Annotated in this window: 21 protein-coding genes and 1 pseudogene; 10 read left to right on the top strand and 12 right to left on the bottom strand. The window is 68.6% G+C overall.

What is annotated here, in order from left to right; all coding sequences use genetic code 11:
- Positions 1-91: 91 nt before the first annotated feature.
- Genes BLT03_RS15880 through phaR form a run of 3 tightly spaced genes read right to left on the bottom strand, consistent with a single transcriptional unit; the run spans position 92 to position 2,769 of the window.
- Positions 92-778, bottom strand: a complete 687-nt coding sequence (locus BLT03_RS15880) for a hypothetical protein (protein WP_092744731.1) — start codon at positions 776-778, stop codon at positions 92-94.
- The gene (gene rimO / locus BLT03_RS15875; protein ID WP_092744730.1) at positions 778-2,169 is read right to left on the bottom strand and encodes a 30S ribosomal protein S12 methylthiotransferase RimO; all 1,392 of its coding nucleotides are present in this window, start codon (positions 2,167-2,169) and stop codon (positions 778-780) included. Before rimO ends, BLT03_RS15880 begins: the two co-directional genes overlap by 1 nt.
- A 60-nt stretch (positions 2,170-2,229) precedes the next feature.
- Complete coding sequence (gene phaR / locus BLT03_RS15870; RefSeq protein ID WP_092744729.1) at positions 2,230-2,769, bottom strand: polyhydroxyalkanoate synthesis repressor PhaR; 540 nt, start codon at positions 2,767-2,769, stop codon at positions 2,230-2,232.
- Between the two features lie 197 nt (positions 2,770-2,966).
- Between phaR and BLT03_RS15865 the strand changes: the two genes are divergently transcribed.
- Positions 2,967-3,392: a surface-adhesin E family protein gene (locus BLT03_RS15865; RefSeq protein ID WP_245711423.1), complete on the top strand. Its 426-nt coding sequence runs from the start codon at positions 2,967-2,969 to the stop codon at positions 3,390-3,392.
- Between the two features lie 68 nt (positions 3,393-3,460).
- Here the strand turns inward: BLT03_RS15865 and BLT03_RS15860 are convergent, their stop codons facing one another.
- Both BLT03_RS15860 and BLT03_RS15855 read right to left on the bottom strand, forming a co-directional pair.
- Positions 3,461-4,381, bottom strand: a complete 921-nt coding sequence (locus BLT03_RS15860) for an alpha/beta hydrolase (RefSeq protein ID WP_092744728.1) — start codon at positions 4,379-4,381, stop codon at positions 3,461-3,463.
- Positions 4,382-4,574: 193 nt separating this feature from the next.
- Positions 4,575-5,444 carry a 2-keto-4-pentenoate hydratase gene (locus BLT03_RS15855; RefSeq protein WP_092744727.1) on the bottom strand — a complete coding sequence of 290 codons (870 nt, stop codon included), beginning with the start codon at positions 5,442-5,444 and terminating at the stop codon, positions 4,575-4,577.
- 77 nt (positions 5,445-5,521) lie between these two features.
- Between BLT03_RS15855 and gbd the strand changes: the two genes are divergently transcribed.
- Entirely contained in the window at positions 5,522-6,658 is a 1,137-nt protein-coding gene (gene gbd, locus BLT03_RS15850; RefSeq protein WP_092744726.1) for a 4-hydroxybutyrate dehydrogenase, read from the top strand.
- A 51-nt stretch (positions 6,659-6,709) separates the two neighbouring features.
- Here the strand turns inward: gbd and BLT03_RS15845 are convergent.
- The 3 genes and pseudogenes from BLT03_RS15845 to BLT03_RS15835 form a co-directional block, all read right to left on the bottom strand.
- Positions 6,710-7,878: pseudogene (locus BLT03_RS15845) on the bottom strand (phospholipase).
- Positions 7,879-7,947: 69 nt separating this feature from the next.
- Complete coding sequence (locus tag BLT03_RS15840) at positions 7,948-8,772, bottom strand: HDOD domain-containing protein (RefSeq protein ID WP_092744725.1); 825 nt, start codon at positions 8,770-8,772, stop codon at positions 7,948-7,950.
- 43 nt (positions 8,773-8,815) lie between these two features.
- Positions 8,816-11,182, bottom strand: coding sequence for a Tex family protein (locus tag BLT03_RS15835; protein WP_092744724.1), 2,367 nt, complete (start codon positions 11,180-11,182; stop codon positions 8,816-8,818).
- 418 nt (positions 11,183-11,600) lie between these two features.
- On the opposite strand from BLT03_RS15835, the gene BLT03_RS15830 reads away from it, so the two are divergent.
- From BLT03_RS15830 to BLT03_RS15795, 8 genes are all read left to right on the top strand, one after another.
- Positions 11,601-12,806, top strand: coding sequence for an ABC transporter substrate-binding protein (locus tag BLT03_RS15830; protein WP_092744723.1), 1,206 nt, complete (start codon positions 11,601-11,603; stop codon positions 12,804-12,806).
- Positions 12,807-12,996: 190 nt separating this feature from the next.
- Complete coding sequence (locus tag BLT03_RS15825) at positions 12,997-13,917, top strand: branched-chain amino acid ABC transporter permease (RefSeq protein WP_092744785.1); 921 nt, start codon at positions 12,997-12,999, stop codon at positions 13,915-13,917.
- A gap of 6 nt (positions 13,918-13,923) precedes the next feature.
- Positions 13,924-14,913: a branched-chain amino acid ABC transporter permease gene (locus BLT03_RS15820; protein WP_245711422.1), complete on the top strand. Its 990-nt coding sequence runs from the start codon at positions 13,924-13,926 to the stop codon at positions 14,911-14,913.
- Positions 14,910-15,683: an ABC transporter ATP-binding protein gene (locus BLT03_RS15815; RefSeq protein WP_092744722.1), complete on the top strand. Its 774-nt coding sequence runs from the start codon at positions 14,910-14,912 to the stop codon at positions 15,681-15,683. The genes BLT03_RS15820 and BLT03_RS15815 overlap by 4 nt, the downstream gene beginning before the upstream one ends.
- The gene (locus BLT03_RS15810; RefSeq protein ID WP_092744721.1) at positions 15,680-16,414 is read left to right on the top strand and encodes an ABC transporter ATP-binding protein; all 735 of its coding nucleotides are present in this window, start codon (positions 15,680-15,682) and stop codon (positions 16,412-16,414) included. The genes BLT03_RS15815 and BLT03_RS15810 overlap by 4 nt, the downstream gene beginning before the upstream one ends.
- Before the next feature lie 131 nt (positions 16,415-16,545).
- On the top strand, positions 16,546-17,646 hold the full coding sequence (locus BLT03_RS23990) for a hypothetical protein (protein WP_139160412.1): 1,101 nt from the start codon (positions 16,546-16,548) through the stop codon (positions 17,644-17,646).
- A gap of 97 nt (positions 17,647-17,743) precedes the next feature.
- Positions 17,744-18,148 (top strand): hypothetical protein, encoded by a 405-nt coding sequence (locus BLT03_RS15800; RefSeq protein WP_092744719.1) that lies wholly within the window; start codon positions 17,744-17,746, stop codon positions 18,146-18,148.
- Between the two features lie 20 nt (positions 18,149-18,168).
- Positions 18,169-19,296, top strand: a complete 1,128-nt coding sequence (locus tag BLT03_RS15795; protein ID WP_092744718.1) for a DUF72 domain-containing protein — start codon at positions 18,169-18,171, stop codon at positions 19,294-19,296.
- Positions 19,297-19,386: 90 nt separating this feature from the next.
- On the opposite strand, the gene BLT03_RS15790 is transcribed toward BLT03_RS15795, so the two are convergent.
- From BLT03_RS15790 to BLT03_RS15775, 4 genes are all read right to left on the bottom strand, one after another.
- Positions 19,387-20,739, bottom strand: coding sequence for an MFS transporter (locus tag BLT03_RS15790; protein ID WP_092744783.1), 1,353 nt, complete (start codon positions 20,737-20,739; stop codon positions 19,387-19,389).
- 104 nt (positions 20,740-20,843) lie between these two features.
- On the bottom strand, positions 20,844-22,055 hold the full coding sequence (locus tag BLT03_RS15785) for a multidrug effflux MFS transporter (protein ID WP_092744717.1): 1,212 nt from the start codon (positions 22,053-22,055) through the stop codon (positions 20,844-20,846).
- A 112-nt stretch (positions 22,056-22,167) separates the two neighbouring features.
- Positions 22,168-23,352, bottom strand: coding sequence for an acetyltransferase domain-containing protein (locus BLT03_RS15780; protein WP_092744782.1), 1,185 nt, complete (start codon positions 23,350-23,352; stop codon positions 22,168-22,170).
- Positions 23,353-23,512: 160 nt separating this feature from the next.
- Positions 23,513-24,475 carry an NAD(P)/FAD-dependent oxidoreductase gene (locus tag BLT03_RS15775; protein ID WP_092744716.1) on the bottom strand — a complete coding sequence of 321 codons (963 nt, stop codon included), beginning with the start codon at positions 24,473-24,475 and terminating at the stop codon, positions 23,513-23,515.
- Positions 24,476-24,539 lie beyond the last annotated feature (64 nt).

Below are 24,539 nucleotides of genomic sequence, written 5' to 3'. Positions count from 1 at the left end.
CCGAGCAGTTTCAGACGCAGCGCTTTCGTGCTCCGGCAAAGCGAGCGGTCTCAATCACGGCCAAGTGCCGCGAAACCCGGGCTCTGGCGCATCAGCGCTTGCTCTTGGGCACGGCTTCGGCGGGGGCCAGGCTGCTGCAGAAAATGTCGCAGTCGGCACCGTTTTCCACATCAGGAGGCGGCGGCTCCATATAGACCGCGAGCGTTTCGGACAACTGCAGCAGCACGATCCGCGTGCCGCCGCTGCCCGCGTACCGATCGTTCTCGGCGTTCTTCTTGGGGCGAATACGGACCCAGTACGCCGGGTACCCCGTCTCGGTCGTGAGCGAGGGATACCCGAAGAAATCGCCCTGCTGAATCGGCTGCTCACCCTTTTCATGCCCCTGCGTCAGACTCCATCGGCCATCGGCAAAAGCGAAGGTTCCGGTCTCTTTGCGCTCCATCAGGAAGCGGGTCTTGGCCACGATGACCCGAGGCGCTGGCAGATTGGTTTCCAGCTTCCAGGCGCAGCGCCTGCCCGCTGGAATCTCGCCCTCCGAATCGTCGAGGCAACCCGGTCTCGAAGCATTGCGGTCAGCGCGCAGGATTTGAAATTCGCAGTGCGGCACGCCGTCTGCGTTGACGGACCTCTTGGGCGAAGTCACCCGCAGGTAGCCTGGCAACTGAAAAGCGATGTCGCAGGCCACCACTTCCCTCGGCGTTGGCGCGGGTGAAGGGCCCGCCATGGCATGCCCGGCCAGCAAGGTGGCCACGCACGCCAGCGCCGAGGCGCGATGCATCAGATCGGCACGCCGACCAGATCGTGCCCTTGCGTGCCCACGATGCGGGCCCGGGTGAATTCGCCCACCTTCATCGTCTTGCTGATCTTCTCGGGCGGCAGCAGGTGGACCACGCCGTCGATCTCGGGCGCATCGGCATAGGTGCGGCCAGTGCCGCCTTTTCGGCCGAGGGCCGGCGCGGAATCGACCAGCACCTGCATGGTGGCGCCCACGCGGCCGCGCAGCTTGGCGGCGGACACTTCCTCGGCCACGGCCATGAAGCGCGCGCGGCGTTCTTCGCGCAGTTCCATCGGCAGCATGCCGGGCAGTTCATTGGCCACGGCGCCGTTCACGTCGCTGTAGGCGAAGCAGCCCGCGCGGTCGATCTGCGCCTCGCGCACGAAGTCCAGCAGGTGCTGGAACTCTTCTTCGGTCTCGCCCGGAAAGCCTGCGATGAAGGTGCTGCGGATGACGATTTCGGGGCAGGCCTCGCGCCAGCGCTGAATGCGCTCCAGGTTGCGCTCGCCGCTGGCGGGGCGCTTCATGCGCTTGAGCACGTCGGGGTGGCTGTGCTGGAACGGGACGTCCAGGTAAGGCAGCACCTTGCCGGTGGCCATGAGGGGAATCACCTCATCGACGCTCGGGTACGGGTACACGTAGTGCAGGCGGACCCACGCGCCGTAGGGCTCGGCGATTTCGCCCAGCGTCTGCACCAGTTCCAGCATGCGGGTCTTGACGGGCTTGCCGTCCCAGAAGCCGGTGCGGTACTTCACATCGACGCCGAAGGCCGAGGTGTCCTGGCTGATGACCAGCAGTTCCTTCACGCCACCTTCGAACAGGGCCTTGGCCTCGCTCAGCACGTCGCCGATGGGGCGCGAGACGAGGTCGCCGCGCATCGAGGGGATGATGCAGAAGGTGCAGCGGTGGTTGCAGCCTTCGCTGATCTTGAGGTATGCGTAATGCTTGGGGGTGAGCTTGATGCCCGCCACGCCGAAATTGCCTGGCACCAGGTCGATGAACGGGTCGTGGGGCTTGGGCAGGTTGAGGTGGACGGCGTTCATCACCTCTTGCGTGGCGTGGGGTCCGGTGACGGCCAGCACGCTGGGATGCATCTGGCGCACCAGGTTGCCGCCGCCCTCGCCGGAGCGCGCGCCCAGGCAGCCGGTCACGATGACCTTGCCGTTCTCGGCCAGCGCCTCGCCGATGGTGTCCAGGCTTTCACGCACGGCATCGTCGATGAAGCCGCAGGTGTTGACGATGACGAGATCGGCGCCTTCGAAGGTCTTGGAGGTCTGGTAGCCCTCGGCGCTCAGCTGCGTGAGGATCAGTTCGGAGTCGGTCAGGGCCTTCGGGCAGCCGAGGCTGACGAATCCGACTTTGGGGGTTTTCGTGGGGGAGAGTACTTCGCTCATCCCCGCATTGTCCCAGTTCTGGCCGCAAGGCCCCCAACCGGGGCCTTGGCGCCCCCGTTTTCAGCGCTTGATGCCGAAGGCGCCCAGCATCTGCTCGGTCTGCTTTTGCATCTGCTCCTGCATCTGCGTGAAGATGGCCTGCGACTGGTCCACGTAGCTGCCCATGACGCCCTTGAACATGGGCGACTGCAGGTTCATGAACTGCGACCACATCTCGGGCGTGATGCCCTTGGACTGCTCGGCCATCTTGGTCTGGATGTCGGTGAACACCTGCACGTTCTTCTCGAGGTAGGCCCCCATGAAGCCCTGCATGGCGTGGCCGTAGAAACGGATGATGTTGGCCAGCACGGCCTCGGTGAACATGGGTGCGCCGCCGGCCTCTTCTTCCAGGATGATCTGAAGGAGGATGCTGCGCGTGAGGTCTTCGCTGCTCTTGGCATCGCGCACCACCACGTGCTCGCCGCCCATCACGAGCTGCTTGACCTCGGCCAGCGTGATGTAGGTGGAGGTGGAGGTGTCGTACAGCCGGCGGTTGGGATACTTCTTGATGATCCTCTGCTGTGCATTCGAGGCGGATGGGGGGGACGTTGTTTCTGGCACAGCGGGCTCCTGGGGGTGCGGAAATGCACCCAGTGTTTGATGGTTGCAGTGCAACAGATTTTAGGGAGGGCAGCGCGCCGCCCCTTCGCAGGATTACCCTGATGCGGCTTTATGGGCTTGATCCAGGTCAGAACCTGCCTGCGCGGATCGCATAAGATGCGGCGCTGCAACTTTTGCACCGACCCTTGGAGGCCACCGTGTCCCCCCTTCGAAACGCCCTGCTGGCGGCCCTGCTCATGGCAGCCCAGGCCCACGCGCAAACCGACGAAGAATGGCTCACGATCCACGGCTTTCCCGAGGACAAGGCGGGCGACGTGGTGCAGATCAACCCCACGCAGATCCCCTGGCAGAACCAGTTCACCATGGAAGTGCGGGTATCGCGCAGCACCCCACGCTCGAGCTACCGCAAGCACCCCTACCGCTCTTTCAAGGGCGTCGCCGTGATCGACTGCTCCACGCAAAAGGGCTGGTACCTCTCGCTCAACTATTACGGCGAACCCGCCTGGCAGGGCCCGGTCACCGGACGCGAGGAATACAAGGAAAACGAAGCCCCGGTAACATTCACCGGCATGCCCGGCGAACCCGCCCGCAAGCTGATCACGGCCTCCTGCAAGAAGCGCTGAGCCGTTGAGCCGGTGGGCCGGCTGCGAACATCGCCAAACTGCCCAGGGGGTCGCGCCGCCCCGCCCCATCACTCCAGGCCGAAAGCCACGCGCAGGGCCCGTGCGGCATCCGCATGGGCCTGCTTCGCCTCCGGGATCGCCCGGCCCATCTTGATGAACTCGTGCGTGACGCCGCGGTAGATCTCCAGATCGACCGCCACGCCAGCGCTGCGCAGCTTGTCGGCATAGTCCACGCCCTCATCCACCAGCGGATCGCATTCGGCCAGCCCGATCCAGGCCGGGGCCACGCCTTCGACGTCGGGCGCATTCAGCGGGGCGAAGCGCCAGTCGTCGCGGTCGGCCGGAGTGCGCACATAGTTGTCGAAGAACCAGGTAATGGCGGGCTCTTCCAGCACCAGGCCGTGCGCGAAGGCCGCGTGCGACGGCGTGTCCTGGTGCGCCGCACAGCCGGGGTAGAACAGCAGTTGCAGCGCCAGCGGCAGGCCGGCATCGCGCGCCAAAATCGCGTTGACGGCGGCCAGGGTGCCGCCGGCACTGTCGCCGCCGACGGCCATGCGCGTGGCGTCGGCGCCCAAGGCGGGGGCCTGGGCCGCCAGCCAGGCGAGCGCATCCCACGCATCGTCCGACGCCGTAGGAAAACGGTGCTCCGGGGCGAGCCGATAGTCCAGCGACACCACCATGCAGCCCGCCAGCCGCGCGAGTTCGCGGCACAGCACGTCGTGCGTAGCCACGCTGCCGATGGTGAAACCGCCGCCGTGCAGGTACAGCAGCACCGGCAGCGGCGCTCCGCGCGACGGGGCATAGAGCCGCGCAGGCATGGCATGGCCGTCGCGCGCAGGAATCTGCAGGTCTTCGACCCGTTCCAGCGCGGCCTTGGGCACCTCCAGCACGCCCGCGCCGGCCTCATAGGCGGCGCGCGCTTCAGTGGGTGGCAGGGTGTGCAATGGCGGGCGGCCGGCGCGCTCCATGCGGTCGATGACGCTGCGCATCTGCGCGGTGAGCCGGGCGGTAGAGGGTGCGGAAGAAGTCACGGTGGCAGGCCGCCCTGAGAAAAGCGGCAAAGGAAGAGCGAACGGAAGGATCGGCGAAACCGGTCGATCATCCTGCAACTCGGCCCTCATCAGGATGGCCGGGGCATTCGGCCCTTGGCCTGGCGCCGGCCGGCGAGACCGGCGCTCGCGCTCAGCGGAAGGTCACGCGCACGGGTGCCGCACCGGGCAGTCCGTCGAAGGTCGCGGTGACGGCCAGGCCCGGCTGCGGGGGCAGCAGCGCGGAGAAAGAACCCAGGCTCACCCAGTCGCCCGGCTGCAAGGTGATGTCTTCCTTGGACAGGGCCTCGGCCAACCACACGACGGCGTTGAGCGGGTGGCCCAGGATGTCGCTGCCGCGGCCACCGCCCAGCCGGGCGCCCTGCCCGTCGGTGAGCGTGACCGTCATGTTCTGCAGCGCATCCACCATGGCGTACCGCTCGGCCCGCAGGCGTGGCACGGCGATGGGCGCGCCCGCCACGCCCAGCCGCGCACCGACGTTGATGGCCGCCACGCCTGCGCCATTCAACTGGCCCGGCGCCTGCACCAGCAGGTCGGGCAGTTCGATGAAGGGAACGACCTGGTCGATGTGCTCCAGCACTTCCATGGGGGTGCGCGCGTGGTTGATGGCGGCGCTCTTCACGCGCACCAGCATGTCGGCCTCGTACAAAGGACGCGCGCCGAAAGCCGCGTCCACCACGGCGCCATCGTGCAGCACCATGCCTTCGTAGAGCTTGCCCCACACCGGCTTGTCGGTGTTGAAGCGCTTTTGCACCGCGGGGTTGGTCAGGCCGGCCTTGTAGCCCACCACCTTGCCCAGCCGCTGGGCCAGCAGCGCATTGAACTTGGCCCGGGTGCAGGCAGCGTCGGCATCGCTCAGGCCCTGCGGATTGGTGGCGGGCGTCTTGCCCGAGTAATGGGCCGCCAGTTCGGCCGCTTGGGCATCGGTCAGGCATTCGGCCTGCGCGGTTGTCGCGCAGGCGACCGCCAGCAGGGCGGCGATGAGGGTTTGCTGCATGGCCATGGAGGGCTCCGGGTTGTAGATTGGCTGGCCGGCATGCTAACCACAACCGCGCCCCGCGCGCATCCTCGCAATCCACCATGGCCTTCATCTACTACGTCACCCAGATCCAGTTCGAATTCGGCGCCGTCCAGCTGCTGAAGCAAGAGTGCAGCCGCGTGGGCATCACGCGGCCGCTGGTGGTGACCGACCAGGGAGTGAAAGCCGCTGGCGTGCTGCAAAAGGCACTGGACGCGCTGGACGGCATGCCGACGGCCGTGTTCGATCAGACCCCATCCAACCCCACCGAGGCCGCCGTGCGCGCCGCCGTGGAGGTGTACCGCGCGCACGGCTGCGACGGCCTGGTGGCGGTGGGCGGCGGCTCGGCCATCGACTGCGCGAAGGGCATCGCCATCGCCGCCACGCACGAGGGCCCGCTCACCCACTACGCCACCATCGAAGGCGGCTCGCCGCGCATCACCGAACGGGCCGTGCCGCTGATCGCCGTGCCCACCACGGCGGGCACCGGCAGCGAAGTGGCGCGCGGCGCGATCATCATCGTGGACGACCACCGAAAACTCGGCTTTCATTCCTGGCACCTGGTGCCCAAGACCGCCATCTGCGACCCCGGCCTCACCCTGGGCCTGCCGCCGGCGTTGACCGCCGCCACCGGCATGGATGCGATCGCGCACTGCATGGAAACCTTCATGTCGTCGGCCTTCAACCCGCCAGCCGACGGCATCGCGCTCGAAGGACTCACGCGCGGCTGGGCCCACATCGAACGCGCCACGCGCGACGGCAGCGACCGCGAAGCCCGCCTGAACATGATGAGCGCCAGCATGCAGGGCGCCATGGCGTTCCAGAAAGGGCTGGGGTGCGTGCATTCGCTCAGCCACAGCCTGGGCGGCGTCAACCCGCGGCTGCACCACGGCACGCTCAACGCGGTGTTCCTGCCCGCCGTGGTGCGCTTCAACGCGCAAGACCCGGCTGTGCAGAAAGACCGGCGCCTGGAGCGCATGGCCCATGCGATGGGCCTGGCCTCGGCTGGCGACATTCCCGAGGCGATCCGCGACATGAGCGCGCGCCTGGGGCTGCCCACCGGCTTGGCGGCAATGGGCGTGACCGAAGCGATGTTCGGCGACGTGATCGAAGGCGCCATGGCCGACCATTGCCACAAGACCAATCCGCGCGAAGCCAGCGTGGACGACTACCGGGCGATGCTCACCGAATCGCTCTGAGCGCCACGGCGGTCAGGCCGTATGGCCGTGGGCCGCCGCCCGCTTCCGCAGTCACAGCGGCAGCACCGCCGCCGGATCGGGCCGGTGCAGCCATTCGGCGAACTCGTCGGCCAGCTGCCGGGAGGCCGCCGTGGCAGCACTCCAGGCGCGCACGCGGCCAGCCAGATCGGTGCCGTAGTGCCTGAAGTCGTTGCGGTCGGGCAGCTTGGCGTTGGGCAAGGTGCGCACCCAGTCGGGATGGGGCGACAGCACCACCATGCGGTCCAGCGCGGGCGTGGCGCCGTGCCGCCACCGCAGGCCCTTGTCCAGCCAGCCCGGCACCACGTTCTGCTGGAAGTGCGGGTACAGCACCAGCCCGCCGGGAGCGTTTGAACGTTTTTGGCCGCCAGCGCAATAACCACTAGGGTGTATTGCTATATTTTCTATAGCATCGAGGGTTCGGTACCGCAGGTGCAGGTGGTAGTCGGTCAGGCCGCCGTCCCAGTAAGCACCGGGCGGTGCGCCGGGAATGTCGTGCACGGCCTGCAGCACGAACGGAATGGAGCAACTCGCCTGCAGGGAGGGCAGGAAGTTGGCCTCGGTCAGCGCCACCTGCCGGGTGGGGTAGTCGTCCGTGGCGAATGGCAGCGGCGCCGGCTTCGGCGCCCCGGCATCGGATGCGGCCGGCCCGAGAACACCACCCGCTCCAGCCACAGGCCCAGCGCGCGGCGGCGCACGGCGTTCGCGGCGAAGGCGCCCAGGTAGCCGAGCGGCGTGGCCCAGCGGTGCTCGCGCGACAGCAGGTGCCGCCCGCGCGAGGTCACGATGTGCAGCCGCCAGCGCGGGTGCGACAGCAACTGCGGCACCTGCTCGCCGTAGAACTCCCGCAGGCCCTGGCCGAACTGTTCGCTCACCTGCGCGGCGCTGGGGCGCTTGCGGCCGGGCGGCGGGGCGTAGTGCTGGTGGATGTAGGCGTGCTCCAGCCGCTCCAGCGCGGCCACGGGCGCATCGAGGCACACAGTGGCCATGCGCCAGGCGCCGATGGAAGCGCCCACCAGGTGCACCGGCTGCTGCGAGCCCTGCAGCCACTGCCCGAACACGAAGCGGTCGAGCGGTCCAAGGATGAGCCCCTTGGGCCCGCCCGCCGCCGCCGGAATCACGCCGATGTCGGCCGGCTGCAGCCCGTGCCGCGCGATGTGCTCCCGGGCCAGCGGCCCCGCATGGATGCGCAGCGCCTTCATGGCAACGTTCTCATTGGAGTGGTTTGCAGCGCGCTGGCCGGCACGGCCGGCACCCTGCGAGCGCGGCGCTCACACGTAGTCGCCCGGGTCGGGGCGCACGGTCCAGTCGATGGGGTCTTGCTGCAGCACCATGTCGATGTCCAGCCCCAGCGTCAGCCCGACCTCGCCGGGGAAAGACACGGCCAGTTCCTTTTCGCCCAGCGCCGCCTCGCGCGCCCGCACCCGCCATGCAGCCAGGTGCAGCACGCCGGCCAGCGGTTCGTACACGCTGTTTTCGAACGGCGCGCTCTGGTACTGCATGGCATCGACCACCACCTGCGGCAGCTGCCAGCGGCGCGCCATGCCGGCGCTCACCTGCGAATACGAGTAACCCAGCAGCCGCTGCTCCAGCTTGGCGCGGCGCGGGTCGAAGGGGTTCAGCAGCCGGTTGATCGACTGCACGCGCTCCGGGTTGCCCAGGTGCAGCAGCAGCTCGCCCACGCCGTGCAGCAGGCCGGCCGTGTACGCGGCGATCTGGTTCTGGTGCACGCTGCCGGCGAGCGACCGGGCAAGCTTGGCCGTGTGCAGGCTGTAGCGCCAGAACTGCTGCAGATTGACGCCCGGCACCGACCGCGAGGTGGTGCCCAGCGGCGCGGACGCCACCAGCGTGCGCAACTGCTGCACGCCCAGAAGCGACAGCGCCTCGGGAATGCCGCTGATCTGCTGCTGGGCCTGAAAAGTGGGGGAGTTGGCCTCTTCCAGCAACCGCGCGGCCATGGCCGGGTCGGTGCCGAACAGCTGGGTCACCCGGCGCAGGTTGGGCTCGGGCGTTGCCAGCTCGTTCATCAGCAGCGCGACCGCGCGGGGGACGCTCGGCAGCGCGACGGGAATCCCCAGCAGGGCGATGAGGTCCATGGAACGGCCGGAAGTGAGGTTCCGGCGATTATCCACGCAACTTTTACCGCTTATTACCCTGCAGCTTGGCAAAGGCGGATGCCATCGCCGATTGCGGCGCGGGATCGTTGTGGCGGCGCGGTGCCTGCTGCTGGCCCCGCCCTGCCCCTTCGAAGCGGTTGTCGCGCGGCGCGCCGCGTTCGCCACCGCTGCGCGGGGGCGCGGCGTCGAGCTTCATCGACAGGCCGATGCGCTTGCGCTCCACGTCCACTTCCATGACCTTCACCTTGACGATGTCGCCGGTCTTGACGACTTCGCGCGCGTCGGTCACGAACTTGTGGCTGAGCTGGCTCACATGCACCAGGCCGTCCTGGTGCACGCCCAGGTCGATGAACGCGCCGAACTGGGCCACGTTGCTGACCGTGCCCTCCAGCACCATGCCTTCCTTCAGGTCCTTGATGTCTTCCACGCCGTCGTTGAAGCGCGCCACCTTGAAGTCGGGGCGCGGGTCGCGGCCGGGCTTTTCCAGTTCGCCCAGGATGTCCTTGACGGTGATGACGCCGAATTTTTCGTTGGCGAACAACTCGGGCTTGAGCGTCTTGAGCATGTCGGCGCGGCCCATGATCTCGGCCACGGGCTTGCCCGTCTTTTCCATGATCTGTTCGACCACGGGATACGTTTCGGGGTGCACGCCCGTCATGTCCAGCGGGTTCTCGCCGCCGCGGATGCGCAGGAAGCCCGCGCTCTGCTCGAAGGTCTTGGCGCCCAGGCCCGACACCTCCATGAGCTGGCGGCGGCTCTTGAAAGCGCCGTTGGCCTCGCGCCAGCGCACCACGGCCTTGGCCACGCTGCCCGACAGGCCCGACACGCGGCTGAGCAGCGGCACGCTGGCCGTGTTCAGGTCCACGCCCACCGAGTTCACGCAGTCTTCCACCACCGTGCCCAGGGTGCGCGCGAGTTCGCTCTGGTTCACGTCGTGCTGGTACTGGCCCACGCCGATGCTCTTGGGGTCGATCTTGACCAGCTCGGCCAGCGGGTCCTGCAGGCGCCGGGCAATGCTGGCGGCGCCGCGCAGGCTCACGTCCACGTCGGGCATTTCCTGCGAGGCGTATTCGCTGGCGGAATAGACCGACGCGCCGGCCTCGCTCACCACCACTTTTTCGATGGCGCGTTCGGCCTTGGCAGCCAGCTTGATCAGGTCGGCCGCCAGCTTGTCGGTTTCGCGGCTGGCGGTGCCGTTGCCGATGGCGATCAGGTTCACGCCGTGTTTTTCGACCAGCTTGGCCAGCGTGTGCAACGAGCCTTCCCAGTCGCGGCGCGGTTCGTGCGGGAACACGGTGGCGGTTTCCACCAGCTTGCCGGTGGCATCGACCACGGCCACCTTCACGCCGGTGCGGATGCCGGGGTCCAGCCCCATCACCACGCGCGGACCGGCGGGCGCGGCCAGCAGCAGGTCGCGCAGGTTATCGGCGAAGACCTTGATGGCCACCTTTTCGGCGTCGTCGCGCAGGCGGGCGAACAGGTCGCGCTCGGTCGAAAGGCTCAGCTTCACGCGCCAGGCCCAGCCCACGCATTTGCGCAGCAGGTCGTCGGCCGGGCGGCCCGCGTGGCTCCAGCCCAGGTGCAGGGCGATCTTGCCCTCGGCGATGCTGGGCTTGCCCGGCTCGGGCTCCACCGGCAGCACCAGCTTGGCCTCCAGGATTTCGAGCGACCGGCCACGGAACACCGCCAGCGCCCGGTGCGAAGGCACGCGGCCGATGGGCTCGTCGTACTCGAAGTAATCGCGGAATTTGGACACCTCGGGGTCGTTCTCGTTCTTGCCTTCGACCTTCTTGCTGCGCAGCAGTCCCTCGGACCACAGCCATTCGCGCAGCGACTGCACCAGCACGGCGTCTTCGGCCCAGCGCTCGGACAGGATGTCGCGCACGCCGTCGAGCACTGCCGGCACGGTGGAAAAGTCTGCGCCCGGCTTGCCGTCGTCCAGCACTTCCGGGGGCTTGGTGAAGGCGGCCGCTTCGGTGGCCGGGTCCAGCGTGGGATCGGCGAACAGCTTGTCGGCCAGGGGCTCGATGCCGAACTCGCGGGCGATCTGTCCTTTGGTGCGGCGCTTTTGCTTGAACGGCAGGTACAGGTCTTCCAGTTCCTGCTTGGTCGGGGCGCCGGCGATGGCGGCGCGCAGCGCGTCGGTCAGCTTGCCCTGCTCGTCGATGGCTTTGAGCACGGCAGCGCGCCGGTCTTCCAGTTCGCGCAGGTACGACAGGCGGGCCTCCAGTTCGCGCAGCTGGATGTCGTCCAGCCCGCCGGTCACCTCCTTGCGGTAGCGCGCGATGAAGGGCACCGTGGCGCCCCCATCCAGCAACTCGACGGCGGAGGCCACCTGCTGCTCGGTGACCCGGATCTCTGCGGCAATCTGCCGGATGATTTTCTGCATGCTGAAAACGCTCCCAAGGGCTCGGCGTTGGAAAAGCGGGCGAGTGTGCCACAGGCGTTCCCCGGGTCCGCGCCACCCTCCGGCGAGCCTGCGTGGCAGGGAAGACCTGTAGGCCCGAACGCCCCTTGCGCCTGTACGATTCCTGGCACTCCATGGCGGCCGGTGACGGCGGCGATGGAAAAAACACGCTGCATGGAATGCCCCTTGCATCAGGAGCCGGCGGCACCGGCCGAAAGGCCTCGCAAAACGGCCTGACCCCGGCGGTGCGCACGCTCCCGGTGCGCAGGGCGACAGTGACGACAGCAGTGCGGGCCGAAATGGGGCTTCCGGGCCCCGCATCGGCTCCGCACCCGCCCCGCCTGTGCACCTGCAGCGATCCCGGCTGGTTTTTCCTTGGTTGATGGATAAGGACTGACGAATGGCACAACTCTCCCGTATTTCGCTTCGCACCCACCTGGGGGCAGCGGCCCTGTTCACCCTGGCCGCGTGCGCCAGCCTGCCGGCGCTGGCGCAGCAGGCCCCCATCAAGGTGGGCATTGCGCTGGACATCTCCGGCCCGTTCGCCGGGCTGGGCGCCGAGGCACGGGACGGCTTCGCGCTCGCCATCAAGCAGCTGGACGGCAAGCTGGGCGGCCAGCCCGCCCAGTTCGTGCAGACCGACATGGCCGGCAACCCCGAGCAGGCCAAGCAGCTGGTGGACCGCTTCGTGCAGCGCGAGAAGATCGACCTTTTCACCGGCCCCATCCCTTCCAACGTGGCGCTGGCCGTGGCGCCCACGCTGTTCGCGGCCAAGGTGCCCTACCTGTCGAACAACGCAGGCCCCAGCCAGTTGGCCGGCGCCCAGTGCAATGCCTATTTCTTCGGCACCGCCTACCAGAACGACCAGTACCACGAGGCCGCCGGCCAGTTCGCGTCCGACCGTGGCTTCGGCCGCATGGTGCTGATCGCGCCCAACTACCCCGCCGGCAAGGACGGGCTGAACGGCTTCAAGCGCAAGTTCAAGGGGCAGGTCGCCGACGAGATGTACACCAAGCTCGGCCAGATCGACTACGCGACCGAACTGGCGCAACTGCGCGCCACCAAGCCCGAGGCGGTGTACTTCTTCCTGCCCGGTGCCATGGGCATCAACTTCATCAAACAGTTCGTGGGTGCGGGGCTGTCCAAGGACATCACGCTGGTGACCAGCGGCTTCTCGGCCGACGAGGACGTGATCGGCGCCGTGGGCGAGCCGATGCTGGGCCTGTTCAATACCTCGCACTGGGCGCATGACCTGGACAACCCGGCCAACAAGGCCTTCGTCGCCGCGTTCCGCAAGGAGTACGGCGGGCGCTATCCGTCGATCTATGCCGCGCAGGCCTTCGACGTGATCATCGCCATGGACTCGGCCGTGAAGGCCGTGGGCGGCAAGGTGGCCGACCGCGAAGCGCTGATCAAGGCGCTGGCCAAGGCGCAGTTCCCCTCGGTGCGGGGCAGCTTCCGCTATGCCAACAACCATTACCCGGTGCAGAACTTCTACCTGCGCACCATCGGCAAGAACGCCGAAGGCCGCATCACCAACAAGACGATCAAGACGGTGCTGGAGAACTACGGCGACTCGTTCGCCGACCAGTGCAAGCTGAAATAGATCGCTTGGCCGGCCCGCACCGCTTCGCACTCTCCCCAGCGGGCTTCGCCAACGCGCGGGCCCAGTCCTTGCTCGGCGGCCGCCCGCCTGGGCCGCGCGCGTTTCCAACGCTCTCACCGGCTTGGCGCGGCGCGCGGCCATGAATTTCCCCTTTGACACCGACCCCCTTCCTGCGCACCGCCGCCACGCCATGAACTGGATTCTTGTCTTCGAGCAGTTGCTCAACGGAGCGGGCTACGGGCTCATGCTCTTTCTGATCGCCGCAGGGCTCACGCTGGTCTTCGGGATCATGGACGTGATGAACCTCTCGCACGGCTCGCTGTTCATGGTGGGCGCCTACGTGGCGGCCATGGTGCATGTGCAGAGCGGCTCTTTCGCCATCGCCGTGCTGGCGGCCATCGCGGTCACGGTACTGGTGGCCGCGTTGCTGGAGGCCACGCTGATGCGGCGCCTCTACGGGCGGGACCACCTGGCCCAGGTGCTGGCCACCTTCGGCGTGATCCTCGTCGCGGACGACGCGGTGAAGATGCTCTGGGGCCCCTCGCCCGTGATGGCGCCCACGCCGGGCTGGCTGTCGGGGCCGGTGGAACTGTTCGCCGGCCTGCCCTACCCCTCGTACCGGCTGGTGGTCCTGGGCGCGGGCGTGCTGGTCGCCGCGCTGCTGTACCTGCTGGTGAACCACAGCCGCGTGGGCATGCTGGTGCGGGCGGGCGCCTCGGACCGCTGGATGGCCGAATTGATGGGCGTGCGCGTCAAGCGCGTGTTCTGCGGCGTGTTCGTGCTGGGGGCCGCGCTGGCGGCGCTGGCCGGCGCGCTGATGGGGCCGCTGGTGGCGGTGCAGGTGGGCATGGGCGAGGCGATCCTGATCCCGGCGCTGGTGGTGATCGTGATCGGTGGCATCGGCTCGGTGCGCGGCGCCTTCGTGGCGGCGCTGCTGGTGGGGCTGGTGGACACCATCGGCCGCGCGTTCCTGCCCCTGCTGCTGCGTGCCACCCTGCCGCCCTCCGTGGCCGCCGACCTGGGCCCCCTGTGCGCCGAAGTGGCCATGTACGCACTGATGGCGGCGGTACTGAGCTTTCGCCCCGCGGGGCTGTTTTCTGCCAAGGCCTGAGCGACCATGTCTGCCTTCTCGACTTCTTCCTTGCCAGTGCACCCTGGAACGCCGCGCTGGCGCGGCGTGCTGCTGCCGCTGGCCCTGCTGGTGGCGCTGGCGCTGTTTCCGCTCGTGGCCTCGGCCCTGGGGCTGGACTTCTACATCGGCTTCGTGCGGCGCGTGCTGGTGGTGGCGCTGGCCGCTGCCAGCCTCAACTTCATCATGGGGTTCGGCGGCATGGTGGCGCTGGGGCATGCGGGCTTCGTGGGCGTTGGCGCCTATGCGGTGGTGGTGCTGACCGATGCGGGCGCCACGTCGGCGTGGTTCGTGTGGGGCGCCGCCATGGTGCTGGCCGCGCTGGCCTCGGCACTGGTGGGCGCCATCTCGCTGCGCACCAAGGGCGTGTACTTCATCATGATCACGCTGGCATTTGCGCAGATGCTGTACTTCGTCTTCGTCTCGCTGCGCAGCTACGGCGGCGACGACGGCTACAGCCTGCCGATGCGGCCCGCGCTGGGCCTGGGGCTCGATTCGATGCACGAGCCCACGCTGTACTGGGTGGTGCTGGCGCTGGTTGCGCTGGTGCTGTGGTGGCTCGACCGGGCCACCGCCTCGCGCTTCGGCACCGCGCTGGCCGGAATCCGCGACAACGAAACCCGCATGCGGGCCCTGGGCTACCCGGTGTACCTGCTGCAGCTCACGGCCTTCACGCTGGCCGGCGCCGTGGCAGGCTTGGCGGGCGCGCTGCTGGCCACCGGCAACAGTTTCGTCAGCCCGTCGATGATGCACTGGACCCAGTCGGCCACGCTGATCGTGATGGTGGTGATCGGCGGCCTGGGCCGGCGCTGGGGCGGGCCGCTGGGCGCGGCCGTCTGGCTCACGCTGGAAGAAGTGCTCAAGCTCAACACCGACTACTGGCACATGCCACTGGGCATTTTGCTGATCGCCACCGCGCTCTATGCGCCCAAGGGCCTCGCGGCGCTGGCCGACCTGCGCGCAAGGAGTTCGCGATGAGCCTCTTTCAAGTGGATGGCCTGGTCAAGCGCTTCGGCGGCCTGCTCGCCACCGACCACGTTAGCCTGACCGTGGCGCACGGCGAGGTGCACGCCCTCATCGGCCCCAACGGTGCGGGCAAGACCACGCTGGTCAACCAGATTTCGGGGCTGCTGGCGCCCGACGCCGGTCGCGTGCTGCTCGACGGCGCCGACATCACCGCGCTGCCCATGCATCGCCGCGTGGGCAAGGGCCTGTCGCGCTGCTTTCAAGTGACGCGCATCTTTCCGCGGCAGACCGTGCGCGACAACCTGCTGCTGGCCGTGCAGGCGCACAGCGGATCGAGCTTTCGCTTCCTGCAACCGCGGTCTCACGCGCGTGACCTGTACGAGGCAGCGGACCGCCTGGCCGAGCGCGTGGGCCTGCAGCACGGCATGGACGCCGTCGCCGGCGCGCTGCCGCACGGCGCACAGCGCACGCTCGATGTCGCCCTGGCGCTGGCCTCGGGCCCGAAGCTGCTGCTGCTCGACGAACCCATGGCGGGCATGGGGCCCGACGAATCGCTGCAGATGGTGCAGCTCATCGAAACCCTGCGCAAAGACATGGCCGTGCTGCTGATCGAGCACGACATGGAGGCCGTATTCCGCCTGGCCGACCGCATCTCGGTGCTGGTGTATGGCCGGGTGCTCACCGCTGGAACGCCCGACGAAATCCGCAACCACCCCGAAGTGCAGGCCGTGTACCTGGGCACCGAAACCGTCGGCAACGACACGCTGGAGACCACCGCATGAGCCCGCCCGAACCGGTCCGCGACGAGCCCCTGCTGAGCTGCCAGGCCGTGGAAGCCGGCTACGGCGTGAGCCAGGTGCTGTTCGGCATCCACCTCGACATCGCTGCGGGCGAGGTCGTGTCGCTGCTGGGGCGCAACGGCATGGGCAAAAGCACCACCATCAAGACGCTGGTCGGCGCCCTGCGCCCCACGGCCGGCGGTATCCGCTTCGCGGGCCAACCCATCGGCGCGATGAAGAGCGATGCCATCGCCCGCCTGGGCCTGGCGATCGTTCCCGAGGGGCGCCACGTGTTCCCCAACCTCAGCGTGCGCGAACACCTGATCGCCTTTGCCGACCGCCGCAACGGCCTGGGCGACCCCTGTGACCTGCAGCGGATCTATGGCGTGTTTCCGCGCCTCAAGGAACGCGAACACCACCTGGGCAACCAGCTCTCGGGCGGCGAGCAGCAAATGCTGGCCATCGGCCGCGCCCTGTCCACCAACCCGCGCCTGCTCATCCTGGACGAAGCCACCGAGGGCCTCGCCCCCGTGATCCGCGAAGAGATCTGGCGCTGCCTGGCCACCCTCAAAGCCGCCGGGCAGACCATCCTGGTGGTGGACAAATACGTGCACCGTTTGGTGGACCTGGCCGACCGCCACGTGATCCTGGAGCGCGGTCGCGTGGTGTGGCAGGGCGATTCGGCCGCGCTGAATGCGGACCGGAGCCTTTGGGCGCGGTATCTGACGGTGTAGGCTGGCGGCACAGCCGCCTGCCCCGCAGGTTCGTGCCCCCCGCCTTCCCACCCATGACGCTGTCACTGATCGCCTTCTCCTCTTTTCTGCCGACAGCCCCAACCAACCGGCGCGCCCCTGCGGTGGTCGCAATGTCCGCCATAGCCGCCAGTCTGGTGCTGAGCGCCTGCTCAGGCAAAGACCCCGACCTGGCGCGCATGGCAAATGCTCCACGTGGCACAGCCGCGGTGCCCTTCGGCGGGGTTCTTTCAGCATCCCCGCAGTTTCTCTATGTGGTGTATTGCAACGGCACGGTGGACAAGCTCGATCTGGCGCAGCCCGCCAAGGTTTCATCTTTCAGGCTCAGCGAGCGCAGCGGAACGCCACCCGCGGTCGCTGCGGTCCCGGCTCCCGGTGTCAAACCAGACAGTTGCCTGGCAAGGCCAGCCGGCACGGATGGCATGACTGGCAAAGCAGAGCGACAGGTGCACGTGGTCGCGACATCCCAGTTCTATCGGCGCGATGACGATGGTCGAAAACCCTATCGCTTGCTGACCTTTTCACTGCCCGACTGGACGCTGGGCGAGCAGGCGGACCTGGGGATGTTCGACGTTCTCAACGGCACGCCGCCGCGCGTGGCTCCTGGGCCGCGGGCAGGCCAATGGGTACCGCGAGCGTCCGACGCTGAGCCCGATGCCACGGCCGAACTGGTGGGATATGCGGGCGGCCAGGGTGTCGCGTTTGCGCGCTTCACGCAGTGGTCGGGCAATGTGTCCCTGGTCGAGTTCGCGGTCGAGGCCCAGCCCCCATCGCAGTCCCAAGCCGGGACAGGTTTTGCCGATCGCGCAACGCGGCGTTTCGTGCGGCTGGCTGCGTCCACCGATGCGAGCAGCGGGCCATTGCGCCTGGCGCCGGGAGGGCTGTTTGCCGTGCGTGAGGTCCAGCGCGCCGCCGGAGCCACCGCCTCGCCCGACAAAGGGTCTGTACAGGCAGCGCCTCCCCGCAGCACCGGCGAATTGCGCATCTATCGCACCACCGATGGGCAACCGGTGTCCACCGTCGTGGACGCGCGCGTGGTCGGTTCCTGGCAGTGGATCGCCATCACGCCGAACGGCTGGGCCGTGTACACCAACCGGCAAGGCGCTTACCGCTTCGTGGCGCTGGGCCTCACGTTCGGCGCCGCGCCGGTGGAGGATGCCGAGACCGACGACTTGGACGGCACGCGGCCAGGGCTGGTGTACAGCGCGCAGTAAAGGCCGGGGCCAGAGCACGCACTGGCCACGCGGGCCATTGGCCCCTCCCTAAAATGCGGTGGCCGCCCCCGAGGCACCCCACACCGCATCGCTATTCATGACGCCCTTCCCCTTTGCCGTCCGCACCGAATGCCCCCCGGGTGCGTGCGTGTGCGACCGGGACGCGCTTCTGCAAGCGCCGAGCGGGGATCTGCGGGTGCTGCGCCTCACCCGTGACGAAGAGAAGCGGCTGATCGAGCGGCTGGAAAACCTGGGCAGCCTGGCCGAGCTGCGCCGCATGCAGGACCGGCTGGACGAGCAGCTCGGCATTCGCCTGAGCATCACCACCAGTCCCAACGAAGTGCGCAGCCTGCGCGGCATTGCGATCCTGGTGCTGGAGCAGCGCGGGCTGTGCCGCAAGACGCGGCAGGCGATTCCCGCTGCGATCAAGAAGAGCATGGACCGGCACCCGGACATTGCCTATGACCTGCTCAATGAAGGCGGGCTGTTTTCAGAGGACTGAACGCCCCATCGATTCGACCCATGCAAGACGATCTTTTCGGCGATCTGCCTGCGCCCCCTGAGCCCCCTGCGCCGCCTAAACCGCCTACGCCCCCCGCCGCCAAAAGCGCTGCCCCATCGGAGGAAGCCAAGTTGCCTGCGAAGGCACCCGCCGTGCGCCGCAGCGGCACGGTGCAGGCGGTGGACTGGGACGAGGCCCTGCGCGAGCTGGCCGCGCGGCTGCCGCCCCGGCTGCGCATGGGCACGTCGTCCTGGACCTATCCCGGCTGGAAGGGCCTGCTGTGGGAGGGCGAGCATTCGGAGCAGGTGCTCTCCAAGAATGGACTGCCGGTGTATGCCCAGCACCCGCTGATGCGCACGGTCAGCATTGACCGGAGCTTTTACCGACCCCTCACGGTGAGCCAGTACGAGCGCTATGCGTCGCAGGTGCCGGACGACTTTCGCTTCGTGGTGAAGGCGCCCAGCCTGGTGACCGATGCGCTGGTGCGCGGCGAAGACGGTCGCGGGCGGCAGGCCAACCCCGCATTTCTGGATGCCGCGCTGGCCACGCAGGAATTCGTGGCACCGGCGCTCGAAGGGTTGGGCCGCAAGGTCGGCGCACTGGTGTTCCAGCTGAGCCCCCTGCCCCTGGCGCAACTGGACCGCTTGCTGCAGGTGCTGGCCCGGCTGCGCAGCCTGCTGCTGGCCCAGCCGCCGCTCGCGCCCACGGCCCCGGACGGCGTGCTGGCGGTGGAAGTGCGCGACCCGGAGTGGCTGTCGCCCGAGTTCATGCCCCGCTTTGCCGACGTGCTGCGCGAGGCTGGCGCCACGTATTGCGTGGGGCTGCACGCCAAGATGCCGCCGCTGGAGGAACAACTGCACTTGCTGCGGCGGCTGTGGCCAGCCCCCCTGGTGTGTCGCTGGAACCTGAACCCCGTGCATGGCGCCTACGGCTACGAAGATGCCGAAACGCTGTATGCCCCCTACGACCGGATCGTGCACCCGGCGCCTGAAGTGCACGAGCTGCTGGCGCGCACCGTCGCGGGCATCACCGGGGCAGGACAGAACGCTTTCGTCACGGTGAGCAACCATGCGGAAGGCTGCGCGCCGCTGACCTTGCGCACGCTGGCGGAGCAGGTGGATTCACGATCACAGCCGCACAGCCCCTGAAAGCGGTGCAAAAGCGTTTGCTATAAATTTAATAGCACACTGCCGGCGTATTGATTGCGCTGGAGGCCTAAAACACCTGAAACGTATTTTTCAGGCGTGTGCCCTTGGCGCCTGGCGCAATCGCAGCACGCTGCACACGCCCGCCACCGCCGCGCAGCCGGCCGCCGCCATCAGCGCCACGGCCTCGCCCCGCCCGTCGTGCAGGCCCCAGACCGCGAAGATGCCCGCCAGCACGACCGCACCCAGCGTCTGCCCGGTCAGGCGCGCGGTCCCCAGCATGCCGCTGGCCGCGCCCGAGCGGTGCAGCGGCGCCGAGGCCACGATGGTGTGGTTGTTGGGCGACTGGAACAGGCCGAAGCCCGCGCCGCACAGCAGCATGCGCCACGCCACGTCGAAGACGCCAGGCTGCGGCGGCAGCGCCGCGAGCGCGAGCAAGCCGCACGCGAACACCGCCATGCCGATGCCGCCCAGCAGGCCGTCCGCAATGCGGCCGATGAGCCGCCCCGCCAGCGGCGCGACCAGCACGATGGCCAGGGGCCAGGCGGTGATGAGCAGCCCGGCCTCCAGGTGCGAACGCCCCTGGGCTTCCAGCAGCAGGAACGGCAGCGACAGGAAGGCCAGCATCTGCGCGCAGAACGCCCCCACCGAGGCGCCCATCGACAGCGCGAAGACGGGAATGCGCAGCAGGTCCACCGGAAAGAGCGGCACGGCCAGGCGCATCTGGCGGCGCAGGTACACCCAGCCCACCGCCACGCCGGCCAGCAGCAGCGCCCAGCCCAGGGGCGAGGCCGTTCCGGCCGCTTCGCCGCGCACGCCCAACTGCTCGCCGCCGATGAAGATGAGCGCGAACATGAGGATGTTCAGCGTGACGTCCAGCACCGTGAGGCGCGCGCCCGTGTGCGTGCTGGGCGGGTTGAACGGCAGCGCGCGCCGCCCCAGCCACAGGGTGAACAGGCCCAGCGGCAGGTTCAGCGCGAAGAGCCAGGGCCACGACGCCACCGACAGGATGCCCGCCGCCACCGAGGGGCCGGCCATCGACGAGGTGGCGACGACCAGCGAATTGATGGCCATGCCGCGGCCCAGTTGCGCACGCGGGTAGACGAGCCGCACCAGCGCGGCGTTCACGCTCATGATGCCGGCGGCCCCCAGCCCCTGCACGGCCCGCGCCACGATCAGCGCCGGCAGCGAGGTGGCCAGCATGGCGCCCAGCGACGACACGGCGAACAGCGCCATGCCGAACAGGTACACGCGCCGGTAGCCGAACCGCTCGCCCAGCGAGGCCAGCGGCAGCAGCATGACCAGCGTGGCGATCTGGTAGGCGTTGACCACCCAGATCGCCTGGGACGCACCGGCATTCAATTCGCGGGCGATACCGGGCAGCGCGAGGTTGACGATGCTGCCGTCCAGCACTGCCACCGTGAGCCCGAGGATGATGACCAGCATGGCCCGCGCCCGCGCGCCCGGCGGCAGGCCGTCCGGCAAAGCAGGCGCGGCTGCGGCCCGCGCCGCGGCTTGGCGGGCCTTGTTGGCGGTGGCGGTGTTGGCGTTCAAACCTGTGCCTCCTGCGGCCGGGGGCCGGGCGATCCGGCCAGGGTGATCCACGCGAGTGCCACGCCCACCAGCGCGCCAGCGGTCATGCCGATCACCATGGGCAACGGCTCACCGTTGGCGAACAGGCCGACGATGCCCATGGCTGCCGCGCCCGACAGCATCTGCAGCGTGCCCAGCAGCGCCGAGGCGGTGCCGGCGATGGCGCCGTGCTTTTCCAGGGCCAGCACCGAAGTGGTGGGAATCACCAGACCCATGAACGCGCTGGAGACGAAATACAGCGCGATCAGCACGGCCAGCTGGTCGCCCCCCATCAGGTAGTAGCCCAGCAGCGCCACCATGATCACGCCGGACGCGCTGGCGGCCGTTTTCACCAGCGGCACCAGCCCGAAGCGCTCGCCCAACATGCCGGTGAACTGCGACGAACCGATGAACGCCGCCGCGTTCAGCGAAAACGCCAGGCTGTACTGCGTGGGCGTGAGCCCGTAGTGGTTGATGAGCACGAACGGCGAGCCGGCCAGATAGACGAAGAACCCCGCCATGGCGCAGCCGCCGATGAAGACCAGGCCCAGGTAATGCCAGTCCCGCAGCAGCAGCCCGTAAGCGCGGAGGGCGCCGCCCAGGCTGCTTTCGACCCGGTCAGCGGCGGGGCGCGTCTCGCGCAGGGCGCCGTAGACCAGTGCCAGCCCCGCGACGGCCGCCACGGCCACGGCCCAGAACACGCCGCGCCAGCCCGTCAGCGCGATGACCGCGCTGCCTGCCAGCGGCGCGAGGATGGGCGACACGCTGAACACCAGCATCAGCAGCGACATCAGCCGCGCGGCGTCGGTGCCGGTGTGCAGGTCGCGCACCACCGCGCGCGGAATGGCCATGCCAGCCGCTGCGCCCAGACCCTGCAGAAAGCGAAGAGCCACCAGCGTCTCGATTTCGGTCGCCAGCGCACAGCCTACGCTGGCCACGGTGAACAGCAGCAGCCCGAAGTACAGCGGCGGCTTGCGCCCCACCATGTCGGAGACGGGGCCATAAAACAACTGCCCGGCCCCCAGCGAAAGGAAGAACGCCGTCAGGCTCCACTGCACGGCGCCAACCGGCGCGCCCAGGCTGCGCCCGATGTCGGGGAGCGCCGGCAGGTACATGTCGATGGCGAAGGGGCCGATGGCCGAGAGAAGGCCCAGAACGAGGGCGATGCGAAGAAAAGCGGAAGGAAACATGGGACCGATTGTCGCCAAGGTCGGCCCATCGCACCCGAAGGGGCATCGGCGCCGTTGGGCACGCCTCCCCTTCCGCACCCAGAAGGCGGGCCAGCCAGAGCTGCTACAGGTGCTACAGGTATTTGAGCCAGGCGATGTCGCGCCGCCGGGCCTTGAAGGCCCCGAAGGCCTTCACCGCCGGGTAGAGCGCGGCAGCCAGCACCAGCGTACACAGCCAGACGCCCCACATGGCGTCGAAACCGAAATACCTGCCCTGGTTGGGGCCCCATGCCGCCAAAGCGCCCAGGTACAGCGCCTTGAGCACGTAAAGGTGCAGCAGGTAAAAGAACATGGGCGCCGCGCCGAACACCGCGAGCACCCGCAGCCCGCCGCTGCCGGCCGGCAACCGTTCGAACGCGCGCAGCACCAGTAGGCCAATGCCCAGCGTGAGTGCGACGAACAGCAGCGAGGGCGGGTATTTGGTCACGTTGAAGAACGACATGGCCGTGGCCAAAGCGGTCTCGCCGGGCACCCAGGGCTTGTCGCCGTACCCGTTCCAGGCGCGCAGCACGGCAAAGCCCACCAGTAGGCCAGCCCCCCACGCGAGCAGGCGGCGCTGCCGGCCTTGCGCATCGGCAGAGGCCTGGAACCACGGGCCGGCGGCATAGCCCAGTGCGATCACCCCGATCCACGGCAGCAACGGGTACGAAGTGCGCAGGCGCAGCGAATCGCTCACCTCGATCCAGCCCCGGTCGTGCAGCACCGCCCAGGGAATGTGCAAAGCATGGCCGACCGGGAAATGCAGGCCGTCCAGCAGGTTGTGCCCGGCCACCAGCACCACGCCCAGCGCGATCAGCACATTGCGCGGCAGCCACAGCAGCGCCGCCAGGGCCAGCATGCTCAAACCGATCACCCAGATGACCTGCAGGTACACCACGGTGGGCGGCCACTGGAAGGTCCAGGCGAAGTTGACCAGCGTGAGTTCCAGCGCGACCAGGAACAGCCCGCGCTGCAGCAGAAACACCGAGGCCAAAGCCCGGCCGCCACCCTGCCGTGCGCCGTACAGGCAGGCCGACAGGCCGGTGAGAAACACGAACACCGGCGCGCAGACATGGGCCAGTAGCCGGCTGGCGAACAGGTCGGGAGAGGTGGTGGCCACGGCCATGGGGTCGCCGACCTGGTGGTGCAGGAAGAACGTTTCGCGCACATGGTCCAGCAGCATGAACAGGATGACGAGCCCGCGCAGCGCATCGATGGATTGCAACCGGGCGGCGGCAGGGCTGGTGTGGGGAAGGGGCAGCGTTGGTGCGGACGGCATGGCAGGGGCGAGCGCTTCGGATGGCAGGGCGCCAACCGCTTCTGCGCGCTGATGGATGAGCAAGGGGCGGGCGAAAAGCCGCGATTGTGCCCGGTGGCGGCACCCGCCATTTCCTTTGTCCTTGCCGGCGGCCCGGTCGGCGCGCAGTTTGCTCCCAGGGTCAGTAATGCGGCCCCAGCGCGCGGTGCATGGCCGACGCCGCAATGGCCGCGCCGCCAGCCGCCACGGCGATCTGGTTCAGGCCCTGGGCCACGTCCCCCGCCGCATAGAGCCCCGGAACGCCCGTGGCGTAGTGCGCGTCCACCTCCACATAGCCGGTGTCGTCCAGCGCAGCGCCCAGCGCCTGGGCGAGTCCCGAATGCACCTGCAGGCCCAGCGCGCAATAAAGCGTGTCGCACACCGACCGTTCGGCGCCGTGCTGCACCACCACGCGCGCACCTTCGCGGCGGATGCTGTCCACCGGTGCGCGGCTCCAGCGGACGCCGGCACGCGTGAGCCGGCGGCGATCGTCATCGGACAGCGCGGCATCGCCCTCTTCCATGAACAGGGTGATGTCGCCGCTGAAATGCCGCAGGTACACCGCCTCGCCCACGCCTGCGGGCCCATCGGCATAGACCCCCACGGCGCAGCCGATGGCTTCGTAGGCATCGCACACCGGGCAGTAGCGCAGCGCCCCGGTCTCCAGTGCTTCGCGCACATGGGGCATGGCGGGAGCGATGTCGGTCACGCCGGTAGCCAGCAGAAGCTGCCGGCCGGTGGCCTGCCCGCCCGGCCATTCCACGCGAAAACCGGCCGCTTCGCCAAGGCGCTCGATGCGTTCGACGCGCTCCACAGCGGCGTGGACCACCCGCACCGGGTAGCGCCGCAACTGACGGCGCAGCGTGTCCAGCAGCGTGCCGCCCGGGATGCCGTCCACGAAGCCGGGGTAATTGTGGGAGCGGGGAATCTTGGCGATGCGGCCCTGCCCCGCATCGATCAGCACGACCGACCGGCGAAATCGCGCCAGGTACAAAGCGGCCGTCAGCCCCGCCGGGCCACCGCCCACCACGATGGCATCGGCAGGCCGGTCCCCGGCCGCAGGCAAATCACGCAGCCCGTCGACTTGCACAGCGTCGTCAGGCACTGGGGACTTCTCCGTCTTCTCTGAAGAGCCTGTCGGTGTCAGTGTTGATCATGACCACTCGACC

The organism is Paracidovorax valerianellae, assembly GCF_900102625.1.
GTDB lineage: Bacteria > Pseudomonadota > Gammaproteobacteria > Burkholderiales > Burkholderiaceae_C > Paracidovorax > Paracidovorax valerianellae.
This window is presented reverse-complemented; position numbering and strand designations above follow the sequence as displayed.

Excerpts from the sequence above, each read along its gene's own strand:
- BLT03_RS15880 (WP_092744731.1), bottom strand. The coding sequence starts at position 778 with ATGCATCGCGCCTCGGCGCTGGCGTGCGTGGCCACCTTGCTGGCCGGG.
- rimO (WP_092744730.1), bottom strand. The coding sequence starts at position 2,169 with ATGAGCGAAGTACTCTCCCCCACGAAAACCCCCAAAGTCGGATTCGTC.
- BLT03_RS15860 (WP_092744728.1), bottom strand. The coding sequence starts at position 4,381 with ATGCGCAGCGTCATCGACCGCATGGAGCGCGCCGGCCGCCCGCCATTG.
- BLT03_RS15855 (WP_092744727.1), bottom strand. The coding sequence starts at position 5,444 with ATGGCCATGCAGCAAACCCTCATCGCCGCCCTGCTGGCGGTCGCCTGC.
- gbd (WP_092744726.1), top strand. The coding sequence starts at position 5,522 with ATGGCCTTCATCTACTACGTCACCCAGATCCAGTTCGAATTCGGCGCC.
- BLT03_RS15840 (WP_092744725.1), bottom strand. The coding sequence starts at position 8,772 with ATGGACCTCATCGCCCTGCTGGGGATTCCCGTCGCGCTGCCGAGCGTC.
- BLT03_RS15835 (WP_092744724.1), bottom strand. The coding sequence starts at position 11,182 with ATGCAGAAAATCATCCGGCAGATTGCCGCAGAGATCCGGGTCACCGAG.
- BLT03_RS15830 (WP_092744723.1), top strand. The coding sequence starts at position 11,601 with ATGGCACAACTCTCCCGTATTTCGCTTCGCACCCACCTGGGGGCAGCG.
- BLT03_RS15825 (WP_092744785.1), top strand. The coding sequence starts at position 12,997 with ATGAACTGGATTCTTGTCTTCGAGCAGTTGCTCAACGGAGCGGGCTAC.
- BLT03_RS15820 (WP_245711422.1), top strand. The coding sequence starts at position 13,924 with ATGTCTGCCTTCTCGACTTCTTCCTTGCCAGTGCACCCTGGAACGCCG.
- BLT03_RS15815 (WP_092744722.1), top strand. The coding sequence starts at position 14,910 with ATGAGCCTCTTTCAAGTGGATGGCCTGGTCAAGCGCTTCGGCGGCCTG.
- BLT03_RS15810 (WP_092744721.1), top strand. The coding sequence starts at position 15,680 with ATGAGCCCGCCCGAACCGGTCCGCGACGAGCCCCTGCTGAGCTGCCAG.
- BLT03_RS23990 (WP_139160412.1), top strand. The coding sequence starts at position 16,546 with ATGTCCGCCATAGCCGCCAGTCTGGTGCTGAGCGCCTGCTCAGGCAAA.
- BLT03_RS15800 (WP_092744719.1), top strand. The coding sequence starts at position 17,744 with ATGACGCCCTTCCCCTTTGCCGTCCGCACCGAATGCCCCCCGGGTGCG.
- BLT03_RS15795 (WP_092744718.1), top strand. The coding sequence starts at position 18,169 with ATGCAAGACGATCTTTTCGGCGATCTGCCTGCGCCCCCTGAGCCCCCT.
- BLT03_RS15790 (WP_092744783.1), bottom strand. The coding sequence starts at position 20,739 with ATGCTGGTCATCATCCTCGGGCTCACGGTGGCAGTGCTGGACGGCAGC.
- BLT03_RS15785 (WP_092744717.1), bottom strand. The coding sequence starts at position 22,055 with ATGTTTCCTTCCGCTTTTCTTCGCATCGCCCTCGTTCTGGGCCTTCTC.
- BLT03_RS15780 (WP_092744782.1), bottom strand. The coding sequence starts at position 23,352 with ATGCCGTCCGCACCAACGCTGCCCCTTCCCCACACCAGCCCTGCCGCC.